Here is a 21,405-nt window from a genome sequence, read left to right as displayed (position 1 = left end):
TCACCATCCGTCCTGCGCGGCGCAGCTCGAAGCGCCCGCCTTGCGTCGCACCCCAGCTGCCGGCGGCGAGCACCGTGAGGTGCCCGTCCGCCCAGTCCTGGACGCGGTCGGTCGCGCCCGGGCCGGCCAGGGCGAAGTCGAGGAGACCGTCAGCGTCTCCGCGCGCACCAGGTCGCCGAACGCCTCGAGGACCGCGGCGAGGTCCTCGTCGCCCTCGAAGCGCAGCTCGATGCGGTCGGAGACGTCCAGCCCAGCGCTCCGGCGCGCCTGCTGGATGTCCCGGATCAGGTCGCGCGCGTGCCCCTCCGCCTCCAGCACCGGCGTCACGGCCGTGTCGAGGAGGAGGAACCCGCCGCCCGGCAGCAGGGCGATCGCGTTGTCGCCGCCGCCGGCGATCTCGAGGGCGAGGTCGTACTCCCCGGCTCGAGCGCAATGCCGCCGGCCGTCACCGTGTCGCCGTCCTGGGTCCAGTCGCCGCTCTTCGCGGCCTGGATGACGCGCTGCACCTCGCGCCCGATGCGCGGACCTAGAGCACGGGCGTTCACCGAGAGGCGGCTCGTGATGCCGTACGCGTCGGCGGTCGTGTCCGCGAGGTCGGTGAGCGTGACCGCCTTGAGGTTGAGCTCATCCCGCAGCAGCGCCTCGAACGGCGCGAGGTGGGCGGCGCGGTCGGTGACGACCGTGAGTCCGCCGAGCGGCAACCGGACGCGGAGGCCGGCCTGCTTGCGAAGCGCGAGGGCCGACGAGGTGACGACGCGGACGCGGTCCATGTCGAGCACCAGGTCCTCGTCCGCCGGGAACGCGGCGGCATCGGGCCAGTCGGTCAGGTGCACGCTGCGGCGGCCGGTCAGCCCACGCCAGATCTTCTCGGTCGCGAGAGGGAGCAGGGGCGCGGTGAGGCGGGAGAGCGTCTCGAGCACCGTGTAGAGGGTGTCGAAGGCGTCCTGGTCGCCGGCCCAGAAGCGGTCGCGGCTGCGGCGGACGTACCAGTTGGTGAGCACGTCGGCGAACTCGCGGAGGTTCTGCGCCGCGTTGCTCGCATCGAGCGAATCGAACTCGGCGGTGACCGTCTCGATTAGGTCGCGGAGCTTCGCCAGCGCGTACCGGTCGAGCACGTCCGGAGAGTCCGTCCGGATCCGCGCCTCGTACCCGGCGCCGTCCGGGCCGCCGGCGGCGTTCGCGTACAGGGTGAAGAAGTAGTACGTGCTCCAGAGCGGAAGCAGCAGCTGGCGGACGCCCTCGCGGATGCCCTCCTCCGTGACGACCAGGTTGCCGCCGCGCAGAACGGGGCTCGACATGAGGAACCAGCGCATCGCGTCGGAGCCGTCGCGCGCGAAGACCTCGCTCACATCCGGGTAGTTCCGGAGGCTCTTCGACATCTTCTGGCCGTCGTTGCCGAGCACGATGCCGTGGCTCACCACGTTGGAGAAGGCGGGGCGGTCGAAGAGCGCCGTCGACAGGATGTGCAGCGTGTAGAACCAGCCGCGGGTCTGCCCGATGTACTCGACGATGAAGTCTGCCGGGGCGTGGGAGTCGAACCAGTCGGCGTTCTCGAAGGGGTAGTGCACCTGCGCGAACGGCATGGAGCCGGAGTCGAACCACACGTCGAGCACGTCCGGGATGCGCCGCATGGTGCTCTTGCCGGTCGGGTCGTCGGGGTTCGGCCGGGTCAGCTCGTCGATGAAGGGGCGGTGCAGGTCGGGTCGGCCGGCTGCATCCCTGGGGATAGTGGCAAAGTCGCGCTCCAGCTCGTCCAGCGAGCCGTAGACGTCGACGCGCGGGTACTCCGGGTCGTCGCTGCGCCACACCGGGATGGGGCTGCCCCAGTACCGGTTGCGCGAGATCGACCAGTCGCGGGCGCCCGAGAGCCACTTGCCGAACTGGCCGTCCTTGACGTTGTCGGGCACCCAGTTGATGCGCTGGTTGAGCTCCTCCATGCGGTCCCGGAACTCGGTGACGCGGATGAACCAGCTGGACACCGCCTTGTAGATGAGCGGCCGACGGCAGCGCCAGCAGTGCGGGTAGGAGTGCTCGTAGCTCGCCTGCCGGAGGAGCCGGCCCCGCGACTTGAGGTCCCGGGTGATCGGCTTGTTGGCCTCGAACACCTGGAGTCCGGCGATCTCGCCGAACATCGGCAGGAAGCGAGCGCCGTCGTCAACCGACACGATGGTCGGGATGCCTGCGGCCGTGCAGATGAGCTGGTCGTCCTCGCCGTAGGCGGGCGCCTGGTGCACGATGCCGGTGCCCTCGGTCGTCGTCACATAGTCCGCGACGAGGATCCTCCACGCGTTCTGCGTTCCCCACTTCTCGGTGTCGACGTAGTAGTCCCAGAGCGGGTCGTAGTCGATGCCCTCGAGCTCGCGGCCGGGGATCCGGCGCTCGATGGCCGCCTCTGCCTCCTCCGCGGTGTTGTAGCCGAGGTCCTTGAAGTAGTTGCGGACGAGGGACGCCGCCAGCAGGTAGTCCGCCCCGAGCACCTCGCGGTCGAGCGGGACGTACTCCCCCAGGTCGTTCGGCAGTCCGTCCGGCGCCTCCGAGTCCGGAGTGCCGTTCGGGCCCGAGCGGATGACGGCGTACTCGATGTCGGGACCCACGGCGAGCGCGACGTTGGTCGGCAGGGTCCAGGGCGTCGTCGTCCAGGCGAGCGCGCGGGTCCCGGTGAGCCCCATGCTCTCGGCCTTGGTGCCGACGAGCGGGAAGGTGACCGTCACCGTCTGGTCCTGGCGCATCTGGTAGACGTCGTCGTCCATCCGCAGCTCGTGGTTCGACAGCGGCGTCTCGTCGTTCCAGCAGTACGGGAGCACGCGGAAGCCCTCGTAGGCGAGGCCCTTGTCGTAGAGCTGCTTGAAGGCCCACAGCACGCTCTCCATGAACGTGATGTCGAGCGTCTTGTAGTCGTTGTCGAAGTCGACCCAGCGGGCGGAGCGGGTGACGTACTCCTGCCATTCGCGCGTGTAGCGGAGCACCGACTCGCGGGCGGCGGCGTTGAACGCCTCGACGCCCATCGACTCGATCTCCTCCTTGCGAGTGATCCCGAGCTGGCGCATCGCCTCGAGCTCGGCGGGGAGACCGTGGGTGTCCCAACCGAAGCGGCGGTGCACCTGCTTGCCGCGCATGGTCTGGTAGCGCGGGAACACGTCCTTCGCGTACCCCGTCAGAAGGTGGCCATAGTGGGGAAGGCCGTTGGCGAACGGCGGGCCGTCGTAGAACACCCACTCGGGTGCTCCCTCGCGCTGGTCGATGGACGCCTGGAAGGTGCCGTCCTGCGCCCAGTAGGCGAGGACCTCCTCCTCGATGTCCGGGAAGCGCGGTGACGGGGCGATGCCGAAGGCGGCGCCGCTGTGCTCGGCACTGTTCGTCCCGGCGCTGCCGACCGGCCGATCCTTGGGGTACATCTGGCTCCTGTGCTCGAGGCTTCTGCTCCTGCACGAGGACGCCTTGCGACGCGGTACCACCCCGTTTGATCCCGGCGCTGAGCTCCGGAATCCACTCGTTCGCGGCGATGACGGGCCGGCCCGTCCGGTTCTACTGAGCCCTGCGGCGTGCCGCCCGGCCGTTCTTCCGGAGACTCCCCGGTGATGGCCGGATCGATGTCGTTGCCAGGAGTCTAACGGCTCCCGTCAAGGTGCCGCTGGGGCGCCGACGGGGCGCGGCCTGGTCGGCGCCTGCGGCCGGTCTGGGCCCACTCGCCTCGTTCGCACGGCTGCCGTCCGACGCACCGGCGTCCCGACCCCTCGGCCGCACGCCTGCCGTCCGACCCGCCCCCGCGTCCCGGCCTCGCGTCGCACTCTCGCTCAGCAGGCATTTTCCGACTTCGGCAGGCCGGATTCGGCGAATCGAGCCTGCCGACGTCGGTTTCTGCCTGCTGAAGGAGAGGAGGTGGCGCCCATGAGCGGAGGCGGTGCCTCGGGGAGAAGGTCTGGCGGCGGAAGCAGGAGAGCGGCTAGCCCCGGCAACGGACAGGGGCTGGGCCCTATCCCTCAGCAGGCACTTTTGGCTTCAGCAGGCGCCAGCGGGCCTAGTCTGCCTGTTGAGGCCGATTCTGCCTGCTGAGGGAAAGGGAAGGGGTGGAGCGAAGGACGTGGGGGCGCGGGCGCGCTCAGGCGGGCGGGAGCAGCGGGGCGAACGCGTCGGTCAGCGGGGCAAGGCCCGCATCGACCGCGGCGCCCAGCGATCCGCGATCGGATCCCGCCGCGAGCCAGCGGCGGCCCACCGCCAGCAGGACACCGGTCGCGCCGGCCGCGAAAGCCTCTGGGATGCCGTCCCGCGCGTGGGTGCGGGACAGGGTGAACCGGCGCAGAGCGACGTCGACCCCGTGCATGCGCGGCAGTCCGGCGTGAGCCGCCTCGGCTGCCGCTCCGATCGTCAGCCGCTCGACGAGGAGGACGGGCGCAACCGGCACCTGGCCGGTCAGCGAGACGAGAGCGGTGCGAACGCCGATTGCCGGTGACTCTCCGGTCGGCTGCGCCGCGAGCGCACTCGGCAGCGATTCGAGGACGGGGTCGAGGTCCGCCCACAGCAGGTCCCCCTTCGCGGGGAAGTAGTTGAAGAAGGTCGCACGCGCGACTCCGGCCCGACGGGCGATGTCGTCGACGGTCGTCTGCTCGTACCCCTGCTCGAGGAACAGCTCAGTGGCCGCGTCCTGAAGGGTCTCCCGAGAGGACCGGCGTGGGCGCCCCGTCGGCGTCGCGCCGCCCGTCCCCAGGGTGCTCGGGATCCTGCTAGCGTTCATGCCGACCCTTTCTGGACTCGGTACAACAAGTACCACTCATTCTGCAGGAGCACGGCGTGACAGCACTCGCCCCCAACCAGGCGGCAGCGCCGGTTCCCTCGGTCCCCCGCCGCGTTGTGTGGGCGTCCTTCGTCGGCACCGCGCTGGAGTCCTACGACTTCTACGTCTTCGCCTACTTCGCCGCGTTCTTCGTCGGCCCCCTGTTCTTCGAACCGCTGGGCGCCTTCGGCGGCACCCTGACGGCGTTCCTCACCATCGCCGTCGGCTTCGTCGTCCGCCCCATCGGCGCCGTCCTCTTCGGCCACCTCGGCGACCGAATCGGCCGTCGCAAGACCCTCCTCGTCACCATCGCGATCATGGGCGTCGCCACTGGCCTGGTCGGCGTCCTGCCCACCTATGCCGTCGCCGGCTGGCTCGGCGCGATCCTCCTCGTGACCCTGCGCCTCATCCAGGGACTCTCCCTCGGCGGCGAGTGGGGCGGAGCGATCCTCCTGGCCACCGAGCACGCGGCGCCCCGCCGGCGCGGCCTGTACGCCGCCTTCCCGCAGCTCGGCTCCCCGGTCGGCTCGATCCTCTCGGCCGCCCTGTTCCTGCTCCTGACCGCGATCCTGCCCGGCGACCAGCTCGCCGAGTGGGGCTGGCGCATCCCGTTCCTCACCGCGGTGCCCCTGCTGCTCGTCTCCCTCTACCTCCGCTGGTCGATCGACGAGACGCCCGTCTTCAAGGCGGTCCTCCGCGAGGGGCGGCGCGACCGCCTCCCGCTCGGCGCGCTGCTCGCCCGTCAGCCTCTCGCCCTGATCGTCGCGGTCGCCGCGGCCCTGCTCGGAATCGGCTCGTACTCGCTGATGAACACCTACACGGTCAACTACGGCGTGACGCAGCTCGGCTTCAGCTACCAGGACCTCCTCATCGCGACAACCGTCGGCGGACTCCTCCAACTCGTGACGATCCCGCTGTTCGGCGCATGGGCGAACCGGATCGGGTCGGCGAGAGTGGTCGCGATCGGCGCCGCCGGCACGCTGGTGGTCGCGTTCCCCCTCTACTACCTCCTTCAGTTCTCGACGTTCCCGATCCTCGTCGGCACGATGGTCATCGGCGGCATCCTGCCCACCCTCAGCTGGGCCGCGCTCGGCGGGCTGATGTCGGACCTCTTCGACGACGACTTCCGCTACTCCGCGCTCTCCGTCGCCTACAGCCTCGCGGCGGTCGTGTCCGGCTTCGTCCCGTTCCTCACTGACCTGCTCGGCGGCGCCACCGACTTCGCCTGGTGGCACCCCGGCATCGTGCTCGGCGCCATGTCGGTCATCACCCTGATCGGCGCGATCGCGGCCGCGCGCCTGTCGCCCCGCATCCCGGCGGGGACGGACGCGATCCTCGCCGCCGAGCAGGAGCCCGAGGTCGCAGCCGCCCGCTGACCCCTCGGGGTACTGCGTACCCCTGACCAAATCAAGGAGAATTCGCCCCTTACGGCCCGGTTCATGCCGATGCGGGCCGGCCTGACGGCGATACTCCGTGATTTGGTCAGAGAGCGAAGGCACGCAGTCACCCACGACGCCGCGCGCCCTCGACACCGCGTTCGCCCAACACGACCCCGCCGGCCGGGTCCCCTCCGCACTCCGGTACTCTGGATGGGCCCGCGCGAGCGGCGACATTCAGGCACCCTCACGCGGTGCCGCACATAGCGAACCGGAGCCCCACCATGACCGACGCCCACATCCCCGACAAGCCGGCGCTCGAGGGGCTCGAAGCCAAGTGGGGCGAGGCCTGGGAGGCCCAGGGCACCTACCGGTTCGCTCGGGACGGCGCCGATCGCGCCTCGGTCTACTCGATCGACACTCCCCCGCCGACTGCGTCCGGCTCGTTGCACATCGGCCACGTCTTCTCCTTCACCCACACGGATGCCATCGCCCGCTACCAGCGGATGCGCGGCAAGCGCGTCTTCTACCCGATGGGTTGGGACGACAACGGCCTCCCCACCGAGCGCCGCGTGCAGAACTACTACGGCGTCCGCTGCGACCCGACGCTCCCCTACGACGGCGGCTTCGAGCCGCCCTTCGCAGGCGGCGACAACAAGAGCACCAAGGCGGCCGACCAGGTGCCGATCTCGCGCCGCAACTTCATCGAGCTGTGCGAGGCGCTGACCGTCGAGGACGAGAAGCAGTTCGAGGCGCTCTTCCGCTCCCTGGGCCTCTCGGTGGACTGGACCCAGACCTACCGCACGATCGGCGACGACGCCCGAGCCGCCTCCCAGCGCGCGTTCCTCCGGAACCTGGCCCGCGGTGAGGCCTACCAGGCGGACGCCCCCACCCTCTGGGATGTCTCCTTCCGCACCGCGGTCGCCCAGGCCGAGCTCGAGGACCGCCAGCAGCCGGGCGCGTACCACCGCATCGCGTTCACGGCAGCGGACGGCCGCGTCATCGAGGTCGAGACGAGCCGCCCCGAGCTGCTTCCGTCCTGCGTCGCGCTCATCGCGCATCCGGATGACGAGCGCTACCAGGACCTCTTCGGCCAGACGGTCACCTCCCCGTGTTCGGCGTCGAGATCCCCGTGCGCGCGCACCGTCTCGCCCAGCCCGACAAGGGCACCGGCATCGCGATGAACTGCACGTTCGGCGACGTCACGGACGTCGTCTGGTGGCGCGACCTCGACCTGCCGAACCGCTCGGTCATCGGCTTCGACGGCCGCTTCGCGAGCGAGGCGCCGGAGGCCATCACGAGCGAGGCGGGCCGTGCGGCCTACGAGCAGATGGCCGGCAAGACGGTCTTCTCCGCGCGCCAGGCGATCGTCGAGCTGCTGCGCTCCACGGGCGAGCTGCTCGCCGAGCCGCAGCAGATCACCCACCCCGTGAAGTTCTACGAGAAGGGCGACCGCCCGCTCGAGATCGTGTCGACCCGCCAGTGGTACATCACCAACGGCGGCCGCGACGAGGAGCTCCGCCGGCGCCTCCTCGACCTCGGGCGGACCATCGACTTCGTCCCCTCCTACATGCGGGTGCGGTTCGAGAACTGGGTCGAGGGCCTCTCCGGCGACTGGCTGGTGTCGCGCCAGCGCTTCTTCGGCGTGCCGATCCCGGTCTGGTACCCGCTCGACGAGGACGGCAACCCCCGCTTCGACGACGTGCTCGTGCCCGAGGAGTCGGCGCTCCCCGTCGATCCCTCCTCCGAGCCTCCCGTCGGCTACGACGAGTCGCAGCGCGGCAAGCCGGGCGGCTTCCAGGGCGAGCTCGACGTTCTGGACACCTGGGCGACCTCCTCGCTGACGCCGCAGCTCGCGGGCGGCTGGGAGCGCGACGAGGACCTCTGGTCCACCGTCTATCCGTACGACCTCCGCCCGCAGGGGCAGGACATCATCCGCACCTGGCTGTTCTCGACCGCCCTTCGCGCCCTCCTCGAGAACGGCGACGCCCCGTGGGCGCACGCGGCCATCTCCGGCTTCATCGTCGACCCGGACCGGAAGAAGATGTCGAAGTCGAAGGGCAACGTGGTGACGCCCGCGGCGGTCCTCGAGCAGCACGGCTCGGATGCCGTCCGCTACTGGGCGACGTCCAGCCGGCTGGGCACGGATGCGGCGTTCGACCCGCAGAACCCGACCCAAATCCGGAAGGGCCGCCGCCTCGCGATCAAGATCCTCAACGCGGCCAAGTTCATCCTCGGCTTCCCGGAGGGCGAGGCCGGCAGCACGGGTCGCGACGCGGTCACGCATCCGCTCGACTGGAGCATGCTCGCGACGCTCGACCAGGTCGTCGCCACGGCGACCGAGGCCCTCGACGAGTACGACCACGCCCGCGCCCTCGAGACGGTCGAGACCTTCTTCTGGACCTTCTGCGACGACTACCTCGAGCTCGTCAAGGAGCGCGCGTACGGAGCCGGCGAGACCGAGGACAACGGCCAGGCTTCCGCCATCGCGGCGCTCCGCGAGGCCCTGGAGACGCTGCTGCGACTGTTTGCGCCCTTCGTGCCGTTCGCCACGGAGGAGGCCTGGTCCTGGTTCCGTGGGGGATCTGTCCACGTCGCCGCCTGGCCGACGCCGGGACAGCTCATCGAGTCGGCGACTTCCGAGCTGCTGACCCTGACCGGGGAGGCACTGACCGGGATCCGCGGGGCGAAGACCGATGCGAAGGCCTCACAGAAGACGCAAGTAGCATCGGCCGTGATCGCCGGGCCGGACGGCAAGGTGGAGCTGCTGCAGCTCGCCGAGGGGGACCTTCGTGCGGTGGGCCGCATCGACGATCTGTCGTTCGAGCACGGTCCGGAGGTCCGGGTGACCTCGATCGTGCTCGCGCCGAACGACGAGCTCTGAGACGACCGGCAAGAGATACAGGATCACCGCTCACGGGTGGCGATCCGCAACACAGCACTATGGGGAACTGAGGGGACAAGCATGGGCACCGAGGACGAGAACACCGGCGGCACCGCGAAGAGCAACACGCTGGAGCTCACCGTGCGGCCGCTGGAGCAGGGCGACTTCTTCGCCTGGTACGAGCTGTTCGCCGGCTACGCGGAGTTCTACAACACGCCGCTGGTCGACGAGCGGGCGATGCGCGCGTGGGCGTGGCTGCACGGCGACAAGTCGGCGGTGCGCGGACTCGTCGCCGTGGACGCGAGCGGCGCCGTCCTCGGGCTGGCACACGTGCAGGAGTTCGAGCGGCTGCTCGAGAACGACCGCGGGCTCCTGCTGGAGGACCTGTTCGTCGCTCCCCAGCACCGCGGCAAGGGTGTCGCGACGGCCGTCATCAACCACCTGAAGGACGAGGCGCGCGACCGCGGCTTCGGCGTGATCCGCTGGATCACCGCCGAGGACAACGAGACCGCCCGCCGCCTCTACGACTCGGTCGCCGAGAAGACGGACTGGGTGACCTACGAGTTCAAGCTGGGCTGAGGAGTGATCGGGCTGGGCACGCGCTGGCGCTTCGGCGAGGCGCCGCCACCACGCCTGCCCGCCGCGGCGGCGGAAGCGGTGCGCCGGGCCGAGGCGGAGCTCCTCGCAGGAGGCTCCGCCCCGGACGCGGCGTCCTGGACTCTGACGTGGCTCGAGGGCCGACCGGTGGCCGAGCTCGATGTGGAGACGCCCGAAGGCTTCCTCACGGTGACGCTGGACCCCCTCACCGGAGAGGGCCGGCTCACCTTCGAGCCGTGACAGGCCTTCGATGCGTGACGGGCGTCACGGCCGCCGGTAGAGCCCCGAGCGGGCGAGCAGGGCGTCCCGCTCGCGCTCGGCAGTACGGCGAGCCAGCATCAGGCGATGCGCTTCGGCGGGATCGACCGCCCCGTTGTGACGGCCGCCCCAGAGCAGCAGGGCAAGCCCGATGCGCAGGGCGATCCGATCCCACAGCCGCAGGTCGCCTGCCGTCGTGTCGATGGATATTCGGTGGTCGAGATCCGATCGGATCTCGAGGACGGTATTCATTGAAGTTGCCTTCTTCGTTCAGGTCGTGCGTGACGAAGTGCCCGTGATGGGCACGGCGCGCCGAGGCGCGGACGCGCGGGGCGTCGGGCGACCCGGAGGTCGCGTGCGTCGATGCCCCGGAGAGTCGGGGCCGAGGTTCCGGCTTTAAGCCTGGACCACCTTGAAGGAGCCACAAGCGAATGGCGCGGCCGGCGCGAACGGCGTGGTGGGCTCGGTCATCGTGGTCTCCTTTCTTCTGAACGTGAACCGCCAACGTAGCGGGAAAGCGCGGGTGGCGGCAAGAGCTGAAGTGTTGCGATCCGTGACAGCGCCCCTCGGCGCCGCGCGACCGCCCGCCTAGCCTGAGACGACGCCAGAGGGAGGAGCACCGGATGATCCGGGATCGGGCACAGCAGAACGTGATCGCCACCTGCGAGCACGGTGCGCTGTGCGTCGACGACCGGCCCGGTCACGCGATGACCCTGCTCCGTCTGCGGCTGGCGACCGCCACTCCGCGCGGCTGGGCGGACGCCGTCTGCACCGAGGTCGGCGCCGGCGGCTGGGTTCAGCTTCAGCTCTGGGAGACCGGCGAGGAGCGCTGGGTGTGGCACCACAGCTCCCTGCAGCTCTCGCTGACGGTGGGCGATCCGGTCGCCCTGCACCCGGCGTACTCCGTGCTCGCCGTCGGGCGTCACCGCTTCAATGTCGCCCAGCTCTGACCTGCGAGGGTCCACACGCTCCTACCGGGCGTCGTCCCACCAGGCGAGCGCCCGCGTGCCGTAGAAGGTGAGCCACGGCGACGGCTCCCCCACAGGCACGTCGATCTCGAACCACGCGAGTCCCGGGTGCCGGCGCTCCTGGATCCACGTCCCGTCCTCCTGCCGCGCCGCTCGGATCACCTCGATGGCCTCGGCGAGGCGCGGGTCCGGCGCCGTCCCGTCATGCAGAGCGGCGCTGCGGAAGTAGTCGACCGCGTTGAGGGCGCTGTAGATCCAGCGGAACGGATACGCGAAGTGCTGCGCCCAGGACGCGACCGGCTCGCCCGTCGACAGCCGGTGGAGCAGCCGGCGCTCGAGCAGGTACTCCTCCCCCGCGTGCCGAGCGGCGAGCAGCTCCGGGAATCCGCCGGTCGCCTTCTCGTACGAGAGCACGCCCTTGAGGGTGTTGAGCGTCGAGTGGAACGAGGACCTGGTCGATCCCTCCACCCACTCGCAGTTCCAGCCGCCGTCGGCCAGCCGGTGCTCGGGGAACCACCGGGCGAGCTCCCCGACGTCCGCTCCGAGCCAGGCTCCGTTCGCCAGCGTCATCGCGTTGATGCAGCAGTCGACCTCCCCGCCCCAGTACGGCAGGTCGTCGTAGTCCCACCGGCTGTTCGCGGCGAGCAGCGCCGCCGTGCCCTCGAGGGTGGCCGCATCCAGTCCCCACTCGCGCAGGGTGGTGAGCGTCCAGGTGGTCGCGGTCCACGGCTGCCCGGCGCCTTCGACCTGCGTCTCCGCGAAGTCGAAGCCGCGTGGGAAGTAGGAGCCCCCGCCCACTGCCCGTCCGGATCCTGCGCCGCGAGCAGGCGGGCGCCGAAGCCCTCCGTCGCGATGCGCGCACGGGTCGCCTGCCACACCTCGGGCGGCGCACCCGCGAGGTCGCGCTCGACCTGCCAGCGAAGCGCGGGATCCGAGTCCAGCATCCAGCCGAGCAGCGCGGGTTCGACGACCATGGGCTCAGGCTATGGCCGGCCCACGACGCTCGGAAAGCTCGGCGCTTGCCGGCGTCAGGAGGTGCGGAGCGCCGTGAGCATGTCCTCGCAGGCCGTCATGCAGGCGTCGCACGCGGTCGCGCACATGGCGCACGTCTCGCTCATCTCCATGTGCGTGGAGCACTCGTCCCGGCACACCCGGCACATCGCGATGCACGCCTCGAGCATGGTCATCATGCTGTCCCGCTCCATGCCCATGGGGCGGAGCATCATCCGCATCATGGTGTCGCAGACGTCGGCGCAGTTGGCGCAGAGCGCCGCGCAAGTGCTCATGCCCTCCATGCCGGCCATCGCATCCGCGCACATAGTGCACGCCTGCATACAGGCGGTACACGCGTCGATACAGTTCTGGACCGCCGTCATGTCGAGGGTCGACATCACCGACGTGTCCGACATCGGCATGTTCTTCATCATGTCCGTGGCCGCGCTCATGGTTCGCTCCGTCCTCCGCCGCCGGTGGTCACGGAAGCGACCGGGATACAGCGGCGCCTTATCGCACCCTACGAAGCGCGGACGCGACGCGCCAGAGTCAGGGAACCCGCGCGAGGATCTCGCCGTGCGGGAAGGAGAACCAGCCGTCCGGATGCTCCGCCCACTCGCGCCATGCCCCAGCCATCCGCTCCAGGCCCTCCTGCGTGGTGTGGCCGCCCTCCACCGCCTGCTTGGCGAAGTCGGAGTGCAGAGCCCGGTCGGCCCACAGCTCGCCCCACCACTTCCGCTCGTCCGGCTCGCTGAAGCCCCAGACGGATGCGCTCGAGGTCACCTCGACAAGGCCCGCGGCGTGCGCCCAGGCACGCAGCCGGCGCCCGGCGTTCGGCTCTCCCCCACCGGCCCGGTGCACCGCGGCGTACACGCGCAGCCACTCGTCCATCCCCGCGGGCTCCGGGTACCAGATGGCGCCGCCGTAGTCGACATCGCGCGCGGCGATGATGCCGCCGGGCCGCACGACGCGCGCCATCTCGACGAGCACCGCCACGGGATCCGCGAGGTGCTGCAGCACCTGGTGGGCGTGCGTGATGTCGACGCCGTTGTCGGGCAGGTCGAGCGCGTAGGCGTTGCCGGTGCGGAACGTGACGTTGGTGAGGCCCCGCTCCCCGCGAGCTGCGTCGCTGCGGTGACGATCTCGTCCGCGGCATCGATGCCGATCACAGTGCCCGGCGCGACGCGCTGCGCCAGATCCACGGTGATCGTGCCGGGACCACTGCCCAGGTCGAGCACGTCGAGCCCCGGGCGAAGGTGCGGAACCAGGTAGGCGGCGGAGTTCTCCACCGTCCGCCACGTGTGCGACCGCAGCACGCTCTCGTGGTGGCCATGGATGTACTGCTCTTCAGGCACCCGACGAGCCTAGGCGGTGGAGGTGGCGGGCTAGGGCTCCGTTACGAGGAGTCGCACCGCGGGCGCAGCTCCTCCTGGCGAGTCATGGGCAGGCCACACCAGGGCCCGGCACTGCTCTGTTCGCGTCGTGGCGCCGGCCACCAGTGCCGGTCATCGCAACACCCGGTACGTCACGTGGATGACCGTGCTCGCTACCCGCGCAGAGACCTGTTGCAGGTCCAGTGCAGGGACGCCGTCGAACAGACGAGCGCCGGCGCCTAGGGTCAGCGGGACGATGTGCAGCCGCAGCTCGTCGACGAGTCCTGCGGCGAGGTACTGGTTGATCGTGTCCGGACCACCCTGGATCGAGATCTCGCCGTCACCCGCCGCCGCGCGTGCCTGGTCAAGAGCCGATTCCACGCCGTCGGTGATGAAGTGGTAGGTGGTGCCGCCCTCCATCGGTTGCGGGTCGCGCCGGTGATGGGTGAGGACGAACACGGGACCGTGGAACGGCGGGTCGTCACCCCACCACCCCTTCCATTCCCGGTCCCACTCGCCACGCACCGGCCCGAACATGTTCCGACCCATGATGTGCACGCGCGCACCGGCCATCTGTTCGACTTCGGCTTTGTTCTCCTCGGCCTGCTCGAACATCCAGGCGTGGAGCTTGTCGCCCCACCCGTCGCCGCCGTCCTGGCCGAAAGGGCGCTCTTCGGTCTGGTTGACCCCGGCGGCGTAGCCGTCCGCGGTGATGGTCTGATTGACGATCACTTGGCTCATGGCGCTTCTCCGTGACCTGCGCTGCTTGCCCTCGTTCAAAGGCTCGAGCCCACACTCTCGCCTCCCCACACAGCCGGCGCAAGTGCCCACCTCGGCCCGCCCACAAGGTTGTGGGAACCGCCTCTTACGCCGGACCAAGCACTGGACGATCTCCCGAATCGACGCCGAGAGGCGAACGAGAACCTCCGCGAAGGCCGGTCGGCCAGCACAGGGTTCCCCGCCGCGGAGGGTGATGATCGAAGTCGGGTCATGGGACACTGCGGTCGTGGTCACGGTCGCCCTTTCCTACGAGCAGGATGACGAGCTGGAGCCCGAGTCGGTGGTGCTCGTCGTCGAAGGATTCGCGAACGGTGAGCCTCTTCGGTTCGTCGTTGATACCGGGGCAGGAACGTCGAGCGTTCCGAATCTGGGCGCCCTCAGAGAGCTCCCGGTGTCAGGGATGAGTGCCGCCCGCGGAGCGAACGCGACGGTCTCCGGGGACCACATCGTCGTCGTCGACCAACTCGAGGTGGGCGAACTGACAGCGCGTTCGGTTCGTGCCAACCGTTCAGACCCGCCGAGGCGTCCGCTGCTGGGTATGGACGTCCTCGGAGAGCATCGTTGCTTCTTCCGATTCAGCAGCGACCGGCTCGAGCTCGACGGCCCGATCGGTGCTCGCGACGAGGACCTCGAACTCGTGCGGCGGGGAAATGGTTCACCTGGAGTCGCCGTCGACTTCGGCTCGACGACCGTATTGGCGCTGTGGGACAGCGGGGCCTCGCTCACGGTGGTCGATGGCGAGTTTGCGCGAACTCACCCGCGAATCGTGGTCACGAGCGGCAGCAAGTCGTCCGGCTTCGACTCGGTCGGCGACCAGGTCTCGGGGACGCGCTGCATCGTTTCCGAGTGCCGTATCGGCGGCCAGCTCTTCGGTCCCAGCGCGGGCGTCGTCCTCGATCTCGGAGCCCTCAATGCGGTGCTTCCGTCACCGCTTAACGTCATCATCGGCATGCCCCTGGCGCGGCGGGCAGACTGGCTATTCGACTTCCCGAATGATCGCTGGCACGTCAAGCCGCATCCCTCCGAGTAGCACCATCGTTTTCCAGGATCCGGCTTCCTCCGCGCGGTGCCGTCGTGCACTTGCCTCCATCAAAGCAGCGCGAGGAACCGCTCTGCGTCGCCGACGCGGGGCAGATTGTTGAACATGACGTAAGGCGACTCCCGGCCGTCGACCATGTCCCGCAGCCGGCGCAGCTCATCGTCGGTGTGGACGTGCCGCGAGCCGGTGGTGCCGTGCAGGCGGTAATAGGTCTGTTCGGGCGTCACGGTCTCGCTAAGCATGGGATCGACGACGTGGACGAGATCCAGCTCGGCGCAGAGTTCCGTGAGCAGTTGCGTGGGCCAGTCGCCACGGGGTTCCCACAGCAGCCGCCCGGCGGGCCGCTCCACCTGCGTCAGGAAGTTCCGCAGCCGTTCAACGTTGTCGGCGGTCGGGCGAAAGCTTTTCGGGCACTGGAGTAGGACGGCGGTGGCTTGCAGGATCCGGGCACACTCGAGGGTCCGCTGCCATCCCGCGAGGACCGGAGGCGAGGTCCGGAACCCTCCGACTTGTCCACGTGCACTGTCCGGCAGAGGCTGCTTCAGTCGCCGGTAGGTGGGGCTGTTGGATTCGTGGGTGACGATCTGCCACGCCTTGATCGTGAACTCGAAGCTGGCCGGCACCTGGCTTCGCCAGCGCGTCAGGACGGTATCTGACGGCGGCTCGTAGAAGGTGTGCTGCACCTCGACGACGGGGAAACGACGTACATAAGAGGCCTGCGAGACCGTCCAACCACAGAGCCCTACGCGAACGCCCACCAGCTCTCCTTCCGGGGTGCAGCGAGCTCGAACCAAGCCCTACGCGGCGTTGCCAGTTTGCCGTGCAGTTGCGTCTCCCGTGCAAGACGCCTGCCGAGCGGCCACTCCATCGGCTGGGGTCACACCCCCGCTGACGACCGGCAGCCCCGGGCGGATGCCGGAGTGAGACGCGGCACCGGGGACCGATCACCGCTGGTACTCAGGAGGCCGCCCGTGAACGCGGCGGTCACCTATGCCGGTGGTGGTGAGCCTTCACCGTTCCTGTCACTGACTGCTGGACGCCTCCAGCACCTGGCATCGACGCTTCCCTACGGCGGCCAGACAACGTCGTCAAGGAACCCCTCGCTCGCCCGCGCGAGTTCGGCCATGTTCATCGCGGAGAGAGCGAGCGGCCCGGGCACGAACAGGCCGTGGTCGCCTCCAGGAATCTCCAGAACGTGGGGTGTCAGGGACCGAGCGGTCTCTCCGTTCCACAGCGGATCGTCTGTCCCGCCTACCAGGAGGAACGGGGCAGCGCTCTGCTCAAGAGCCTCGAGCACGACCCGTTCGGTGAGCAAGGGAGTCACCCAGATGGCGGGCATCATGAGCCTCGCAGTGGCGAAGGCAGCATAAGAGCCCAACGACTTCCCGATCACAATCGTCGAGCGGGGGTCGGCGGACGTGAGTGCGGGTTCGACGCGCGCGGCGACCCACTCGGCCACCTGTGTCGGGCTCAGCCCTTCTATCGTCTCGGGGGCGGCCCATTCGATCGGCTCGGACTGAGCCCCGCGGCGAATGGCTGCGAAAGTCGGAAAGAGCAGTTGCGGGACGTAGGGTCCCATGTTCCGGCCGGGTATGACGATGGCGCTGCGAGGAGAAGGCACGCGTCATTCTCGCTCCGCCAGGCATCGTTCGCCGCGCGCAGGTGCCACGATTGGCTTCGTGCACGACAAGCGTCCTATCGCTCCGCCTAAGAAGCCCTGGTGGGTGTTCACGACGAATCCTTACGTGAGCATTGGGGGCACCGCAGCCTTTGGCGTGTGCCTGCTGCTTTTCGTTCCCTCAATCCGCGAGGACCTGCAGGCAGGGAAGCTCCCCCAACCCACGTGTTGGGTTCCATCTTCATCGACGTCCTTTGGATCATCCTTCTCACGGCGAGCCTGCTCTGGGTTCGCAGGAATACGCCGCGCTGACGTCTCGGCGATGCAGTCCTTCTGATCGGAAGCATTTCTCGCAAGTCAGCTCCTTCGTGCCGTCCCGGCCTGGCCCCGTCGGGTCGGGCAGACGGCAGTTCTAGACCTCAATGCACCACTGGATCCGGATGGCGACCTCAGCGGTCGCGCATCAGGTGCCGCTGGCGGCCGCGCCTCGACGCTCGAGCTGCCGAGACCGGTCCAGCTCCGAACCTTTGAAGAAGTCACGCCGTGAGTGGGGCTGGGACTGTGCCCCGTCGAGGCGCAAGAATGGCGCATGACCAAGCACGTGATCAGGCCGCTCACCCTGGACACCTATCCCGCTTGGCTCGCGCTCGCGGAGAAGCACAACGGGGTCTGGGGTGGCTGCTACTGCAGCTACTTCCACTCGAGCACCGCGTCTACCGTCAAGGACGACTACGACCGTGCCACCTTCAAGCGACGGCTCGTCGAGGAAGGCGCCGCGCATGCGGCACTCGTCTTCGAAGGCGATCAGGCGATCGCCTGGTGCCAGTACGGGAGCCCCGTCGAGCTGCCCAACATCTATCACCGCAAGGAGTACGACGCCGGCGAGCGGAACCCCGCGCCGTGGCGGATCACCTGCTTCTTCGTCGACCGCGACCACCGGCGGAAGGGCGTCGCGCTGGAGGCTCTGTTGGGTGCCCTGGAGCTCATCGCCCGGGCGGGCGGTGGTGAAGTGGTGTCCTTTCCCAACATCGTCGAGCCGGGGAAGCGGGTCTCGTCGTCGTTCCTTCACAATGTCACACCGGGGATGTTCGAGGAGGCCGGCTTCACGTTCGAGCGCCGCATCGGAAAGAACAAGACCGTCATGCGGAAGGTTGTGGCCCCGGCCTGACGCCCTGACCACTCGGCCCAGAGCCGGACGCGGCGGCGATGGCATCGCGGCGTTCCATGGCCATCGAGGCGGAAGCGCTTCGGCTGTTCGCCGTCTTGTGGCCCGTACCGTCACCGATCGGGTTGAATGTGGCGGCGGGTCCACACGAGTGACACAACTGCCCAGGCCACGCCAGCGACATGGAAACCCAGAACAACCCAGAGAATGCCGTAGGAAAGGGCGGAGCCACCGGGGCGGGGCCCTTCCAGCAGTCCGGGCAGATTGAGGAACACCAGTAGTAGCCACAGCACGCCGAATACCGCATTCACCGTCGTGCTTCGCGAAATCACCCAGGCTGGCTTCTTGATCGCACCGTCGTCTGCCATGGCGACAATCGTGGCAGAGTCTGCGGACGCCTTTCCTGGCTCTGCGCGTTTCCTCCGACAGGGAAAGAAGGCGTGGTGGGAAGTGAGTTGCCCCGGCATAAACTGCTTCCATGCCATCGGCTGAGAGACGGCCCACGCCAGCATGGGTTTATGCGTTGCAGATTCTGATCGGTGCCCTCGTCATCACCACGAACCTGCTCGCTTATGGGGGCATCACCGCGCTTCGGTCCGTTCTATTGTTGCTGGGTCTGGCGATGCTTGTGGTCGGAACGATTGGTTTCGTGCGCGCCTTGAAGAGCCAACGGAAGATTCCATAGCTCGGCTACGTCATAGTTGGTCAGTGACTGATCCGGGCCTTGTGGACTGGCCCTCCTCGGAGCCTCAGTACCGCCGCTCGGAGATCTCCGCGGTCGTCGGGCATGGCGAGGATGTGTGGGCTCGAGCAGCGCAGAGGGTCCTGAGCTGGGGCGTGAAGACCGCCAGCGGTTTCGCCGTCGACCCGGCATCCGCGGTCTCGGTCGGCGATCGACCGACGATCACCGTCAAGCTCGGATGGCTCAGCGTTCGCGAGCCCGTGGAAGTGACGGCAGTCGTGAATCGGGCCGATCGAGTCGGGTTCGCCTACCGGACCTTGCCGGGGCACCCGGTGAGCGGCGAAGAGGCCTTCATCTTGCACCGGGACAACGGCGACGTGGTGCTCACGGTGCGATCGCTGACGAGAGCCGCGGCGGAACAGCCCTGGCGGGCCCTCTTCCCGCTCCTGCGGATAGCTCAGTTGATCGTCCGGAGGCGCTACCTTCGCGCATTGCGGTAGCTCTCCAAGAGCAGCGGCGCGCACAACCTTGCTGCCGCAAGCGGCCGAAAGCCTGGGCGGAAGTGGCCAGGACGCTGCGCGCCCAGGGGCGGCTATGGTCTCGGCATGGCACAACGTGTGGAGGTCGGCGGTTGGGAGCAATCCTGCTGCGGCTCTGAGATAGTGCGCGGCAGCACCGTGCGATGGACCTGCATACGCACTCAGGACGGCCAGCTCTACGAGACGCACCACGATCTCGAGGGACTCGAGCTCGCCACGGTGGAAGGAAGGGTCGAGGACATCGAGGCCGTAGATAAAGAAGGATCGCCGATCCCGATCGCGCGCATCCCCTCCGGAGACGCGATGAACGGCTGGGATTCCCAGGACGACGGGCGCCTGGAGAGGCTCGACACCCACGAGCTGTTCGAGTGGAAAACCGAGAGGTTCATTGTCACGCTGATCTGACGGACGACCCGAGCGCGTGAACGGCGACGGGCGCGCCGATGTACTCGCCCTCAGGACGATCCACGCCCCTCGCCGCCGTCGCGTTCCGCACCCGGGCGTCCGGATACCCGGGACCAGCGGACGAGCACCGGTCCCACGACCACGCCCAGCAGCACCATCGCGGCCCCGGCGATCCAGAACGGTGCGGCCAGCCCCAGACTGCGAGCGATGAACCCGCCTGCGAGGGCGCCGAGTGGCATCACCCCTACAGCGATGAGGCGGTACACGCTCGTCACTCTTCCGAGCAGGGCGGTCGGGACGAGCGTCTGCCGCAGGCTGATCACGAGGACGTTCTCGACGGTGAAGATGAAACCGGCGACGACGAGGCCGGCCCCGGCGATCCAGGCTGACGTGGTGAGGGCCATGAGCATGTAGGCGAGTCCTCCGACCGCGGTGCCGATGCCGATGACCAGCCCGTTGCTGAGCCGCCGCAGCAGCGCCGGACCGAGAAGGCCCCCGAGCACGCCGCCGACCGCACCCGTGGCGATGAGCAACCCGAATCCCGCGGGCTCGAGTCCGAGCCGATCCTGAGCGAGCAGCACGAGCACTGAACCGGACGCGGCGCTGAAGAAGTTCATGGCCGCAGCGGTGCACGACAGGAGCAGGAGCAGCGGGATGCGGCCGAACTCCCGAACCCCGTTCGCGAGGGCTTCCAGTACCGGCGTCCTGTCGGGCTCAGGGCTCCGCGCGCTCCGAGGCAGCATCCAGAACACGACCGCCGCGAGCAGGAACGCCGCACTCCCGGAGGCGAAGGAGGCGGTAGCGGAGAGTGCGAAGATCAGCGCGCCGATCGGCGGGCCGACCAGCTCGTTGAGAAGCGACTGCGTGGCGAAGAGGCGGCCGTTGGCGTCAGGGATGCGGGAGGCCGTGGCCAGCTGCGGCAGGATCGCGAGCGAGGCGTTGTCGACCACCGTCTCCGCCATGCCGAGCAGGAACCCGGCGGCGTAGAGCATCCAGATCTCGCGTACTCCGGCGAGCAAACCGACCGTGACACCGCCCAGAGCGAGCACGCGCACCAGGTTGCCGAGCACGAGCAGCATCCGGCGGTCGAACCGATCCACGATGACGCCGGAGAACAGCACGAACACGAGCCAGGGCAGACGTTGCGCGACCACGAGGCCCGCGACCAGCGCCGGGTCCCGGGTCAGCGATGCCGCGAGCAGCGGCCCGATCGAGAGGGCGATGCCGTCGGCGAGATTCGCCGCCCCGGTGCCGGCCCAGAGCAGCGGGAACGCTCGAGGGGTGCCGGGAAGCGAGATCGGAACGCGGGGTGCCGTCGCGCGAGTCCGACCCCACGGGACACGGGGACGCTCGGCGGAGTCGTCGTCGACCTCCGCACCCGACATCGCATCGTCCCCTCGGACCGGCTGGCTCCACCGCGACGTGAGACGCGGCGCACGCTCGATTGTCCTCCCCGGTCCCGCCGAGACGGGCGCACCAGCGCGATGCGCCGTCTCAGCCGCTGACGGTCGTGCCGGTGATTGAGAACGCGTTGCCGTCCGGGTCGCGGAACGCGAACATCGGGGGCACGCCCGGCCAGAGCAGGATGTCGTCGACGTCGATGCCCTCTGCCGCCATCGCCGCGTGGGCCGCCTCGACGTCGTCCGAGGTGAAGCGGATCCCGATCGCGCCCCGCACGATGCCCTCGGCGGCCGGTTGCAGAGTCAGGAGAACGTTCGCCGAACCGGGCGCGAGCTCGATCCATCGGCCGGTGGGAGTGGGCCCGTCCCGCAGCACCGAGAAGCCGAGGCTCGTGTAGAAGCGCAGGGCGTCGTCCTGGTTGTCGACCGGGATGCTGACGGTGCGAACGCCGGTGATGTGCTTGCTGTCCATGGGGTCCTCCGTGTCGGTTCGATGAGGGGTGTTCACCCTCTAGACGAACGGGCGCACCCGAGATCGACACCTGGGCCGGACCGAC

The 21,405-nt window shown here is 69.1% G+C and carries 18 protein-coding genes and 4 pseudogenes; 10 read left to right on the top strand and 12 right to left on the bottom strand.

Going from position 1 to position 21,405, the window contains the following annotated elements; genetic code table 11:
* Window positions 1-3,395, bottom strand: a pseudogene (locus QUE51_RS11915) (isoleucine--tRNA ligase).
* Between the two features lie 704 nt (window positions 3,396-4,099).
* A complete protein-coding gene (locus QUE51_RS11910; RefSeq protein WP_286276602.1) occupies window positions 4,100-4,732 on the bottom strand; it encodes a TetR family transcriptional regulator in 633 nt (210 codons plus the stop codon).
* Between the two features lie 56 nt (window positions 4,733-4,788).
* Here QUE51_RS11910 and QUE51_RS11905 point away from each other — a divergent pair, with 56 nt between their 5' ends.
* The 4 genes and pseudogenes from QUE51_RS11905 (at window position 4,789) to QUE51_RS11890 (ending at window position 9,868) form a co-directional block, all read left to right on the top strand.
* Window positions 4,789-6,147, top strand: coding sequence for an MFS transporter (locus QUE51_RS11905; protein ID WP_286276601.1), 1,359 nt, complete (start codon window positions 4,789-4,791; stop codon window positions 6,145-6,147).
* 284 nt (window positions 6,148-6,431) lie between these two features.
* Window positions 6,432-9,031: pseudogene (valS, locus tag QUE51_RS11900) on the top strand (valine--tRNA ligase).
* 81 nt (window positions 9,032-9,112) lie between these two features.
* Window positions 9,113-9,610, top strand: a complete 498-nt coding sequence (locus tag QUE51_RS11895) for a GNAT family N-acetyltransferase (protein ID WP_286276600.1) — start codon at window positions 9,113-9,115, stop codon at window positions 9,608-9,610.
* Window positions 9,611-9,613: 3 nt separating this feature from the next.
* Complete coding sequence (locus QUE51_RS11890) at window positions 9,614-9,868, top strand: hypothetical protein (protein ID WP_286276599.1); 255 nt, start codon at window positions 9,614-9,616, stop codon at window positions 9,866-9,868.
* 24 nt (window positions 9,869-9,892) lie between these two features.
* On the opposite strand, the gene QUE51_RS11885 is transcribed toward QUE51_RS11890, so the two are convergent.
* Entirely contained in the window at window positions 9,893-10,138 is a 246-nt protein-coding gene (locus QUE51_RS11885; RefSeq protein ID WP_286276598.1) for a hypothetical protein, read from the bottom strand.
* A 371-nt stretch (window positions 10,139-10,509) separates the two neighbouring features.
* Here QUE51_RS11885 and QUE51_RS11880 point away from each other — a divergent pair, with 371 nt between their 5' ends.
* On the top strand, window positions 10,510-10,836 hold the full coding sequence (locus QUE51_RS11880) for a hypothetical protein (protein ID WP_286276597.1): 327 nt from the start codon (window positions 10,510-10,512) through the stop codon (window positions 10,834-10,836).
* Between the two features lie 21 nt (window positions 10,837-10,857).
* Here the strand turns inward: QUE51_RS11880 and QUE51_RS11875 are convergent.
* The 4 genes and pseudogenes from QUE51_RS11875 to QUE51_RS11860 all read right to left on the bottom strand — a co-directional run bounded on the left by QUE51_RS11875 (window position 10,858) and on the right by QUE51_RS11860 (window position 13,961).
* Window positions 10,858-11,828, bottom strand: a pseudogene (locus QUE51_RS11875) (squalene cyclase).
* A gap of 54 nt (window positions 11,829-11,882) precedes the next feature.
* Entirely contained in the window at window positions 11,883-12,299 is a 417-nt protein-coding gene (locus QUE51_RS11870; RefSeq protein WP_286276596.1) for a four-helix bundle copper-binding protein, read from the bottom strand.
* 97 nt (window positions 12,300-12,396) lie between these two features.
* Window positions 12,397-13,202 (bottom strand): annotated as a pseudogene (locus QUE51_RS18415) (methyltransferase domain-containing protein).
* Window positions 13,203-13,352: 150 nt separating this feature from the next.
* Window positions 13,353-13,961 carry a dihydrofolate reductase family protein gene (locus QUE51_RS11860; protein WP_286276595.1) on the bottom strand — a complete coding sequence of 203 codons (609 nt, stop codon included), beginning with the start codon at window positions 13,959-13,961 and terminating at the stop codon, window positions 13,353-13,355.
* Window positions 13,962-14,226: 265 nt separating this feature from the next.
* Between QUE51_RS11860 and QUE51_RS11855 the strand changes: the two genes are divergently transcribed.
* Entirely contained in the window at window positions 14,227-15,030 is an 804-nt protein-coding gene (locus tag QUE51_RS11855; protein WP_286276594.1) for a retropepsin-like aspartic protease family protein, read from the top strand.
* A 59-nt stretch (window positions 15,031-15,089) separates the two neighbouring features.
* Here the strand turns inward: QUE51_RS11855 and QUE51_RS11850 are convergent, their stop codons facing one another.
* Together QUE51_RS11850 and QUE51_RS11845 are read right to left on the bottom strand one after the other, a co-directional pair.
* Window positions 15,090-15,797, bottom strand: coding sequence for a DUF72 domain-containing protein (locus QUE51_RS11850; RefSeq protein WP_286276592.1), 708 nt, complete (start codon window positions 15,795-15,797; stop codon window positions 15,090-15,092).
* A gap of 308 nt (window positions 15,798-16,105) precedes the next feature.
* The gene (locus QUE51_RS11845; protein WP_286276591.1) at window positions 16,106-16,618 is read right to left on the bottom strand and encodes a hypothetical protein; all 513 of its coding nucleotides are present in this window, start codon (window positions 16,616-16,618) and stop codon (window positions 16,106-16,108) included.
* A gap of 628 nt (window positions 16,619-17,246) precedes the next feature.
* Between QUE51_RS11845 and QUE51_RS11840 the strand changes: the two genes are divergently transcribed.
* On the top strand, window positions 17,247-17,825 hold the full coding sequence (locus QUE51_RS11840) for a GNAT family N-acetyltransferase (RefSeq protein WP_286276590.1): 579 nt from the start codon (window positions 17,247-17,249) through the stop codon (window positions 17,823-17,825).
* Between the two features lie 110 nt (window positions 17,826-17,935).
* On the opposite strand, the gene QUE51_RS11835 is transcribed toward QUE51_RS11840, so the two are convergent.
* Window positions 17,936-18,190, bottom strand: a complete 255-nt coding sequence (locus QUE51_RS11835; protein WP_286276589.1) for a hypothetical protein — start codon at window positions 18,188-18,190, stop codon at window positions 17,936-17,938.
* Between the two features lie 110 nt (window positions 18,191-18,300).
* Between QUE51_RS11835 and QUE51_RS11830 the strand changes: the two genes are divergently transcribed.
* The 3 genes from QUE51_RS11830 to QUE51_RS11820 all read left to right on the top strand — a co-directional run bounded on the left by QUE51_RS11830 (window position 18,301) and on the right by QUE51_RS11820 (window position 19,448).
* A complete protein-coding gene (locus QUE51_RS11830; protein WP_286276588.1) occupies window positions 18,301-18,507 on the top strand; it encodes a hypothetical protein in 207 nt (68 codons plus the stop codon).
* Window positions 18,508-18,530: 23 nt separating this feature from the next.
* Entirely contained in the window at window positions 18,531-19,004 is a 474-nt protein-coding gene (locus QUE51_RS11825) for a DUF1990 domain-containing protein (protein ID WP_286276587.1), read from the top strand.
* Window positions 19,005-19,109: 105 nt separating this feature from the next.
* The gene (locus QUE51_RS11820; RefSeq protein ID WP_286276586.1) at window positions 19,110-19,448 is read left to right on the top strand and encodes a DUF6578 domain-containing protein; all 339 of its coding nucleotides are present in this window, start codon (window positions 19,110-19,112) and stop codon (window positions 19,446-19,448) included.
* Window positions 19,449-19,498: 50 nt separating this feature from the next.
* Here QUE51_RS11820 and QUE51_RS11815 read toward each other — a convergent pair whose 3' ends face one another.
* Both QUE51_RS11815 and QUE51_RS11810 read right to left on the bottom strand, forming a co-directional pair.
* Window positions 19,499-20,833, bottom strand: coding sequence for an MFS transporter (locus QUE51_RS11815; RefSeq protein WP_286276585.1), 1,335 nt, complete (start codon window positions 20,831-20,833; stop codon window positions 19,499-19,501).
* A 109-nt stretch (window positions 20,834-20,942) separates the two neighbouring features.
* Entirely contained in the window at window positions 20,943-21,320 is a 378-nt protein-coding gene (locus tag QUE51_RS11810) for a VOC family protein (protein ID WP_286276584.1), read from the bottom strand.
* Between the last annotated feature and the right edge of the window lie 85 nt (window positions 21,321-21,405).

Origin of the sequence: Naasia aerilata, from assembly GCF_030296595.1 — a bacterium.
Taxonomy (GTDB): domain Bacteria; phylum Actinomycetota; class Actinomycetes; order Actinomycetales; family Microbacteriaceae; genus Naasia; species Naasia aerilata.
Note: the sequence above shows the minus strand (reverse complement) of the source record. Positions and strands in the feature narration are given on the sequence as shown.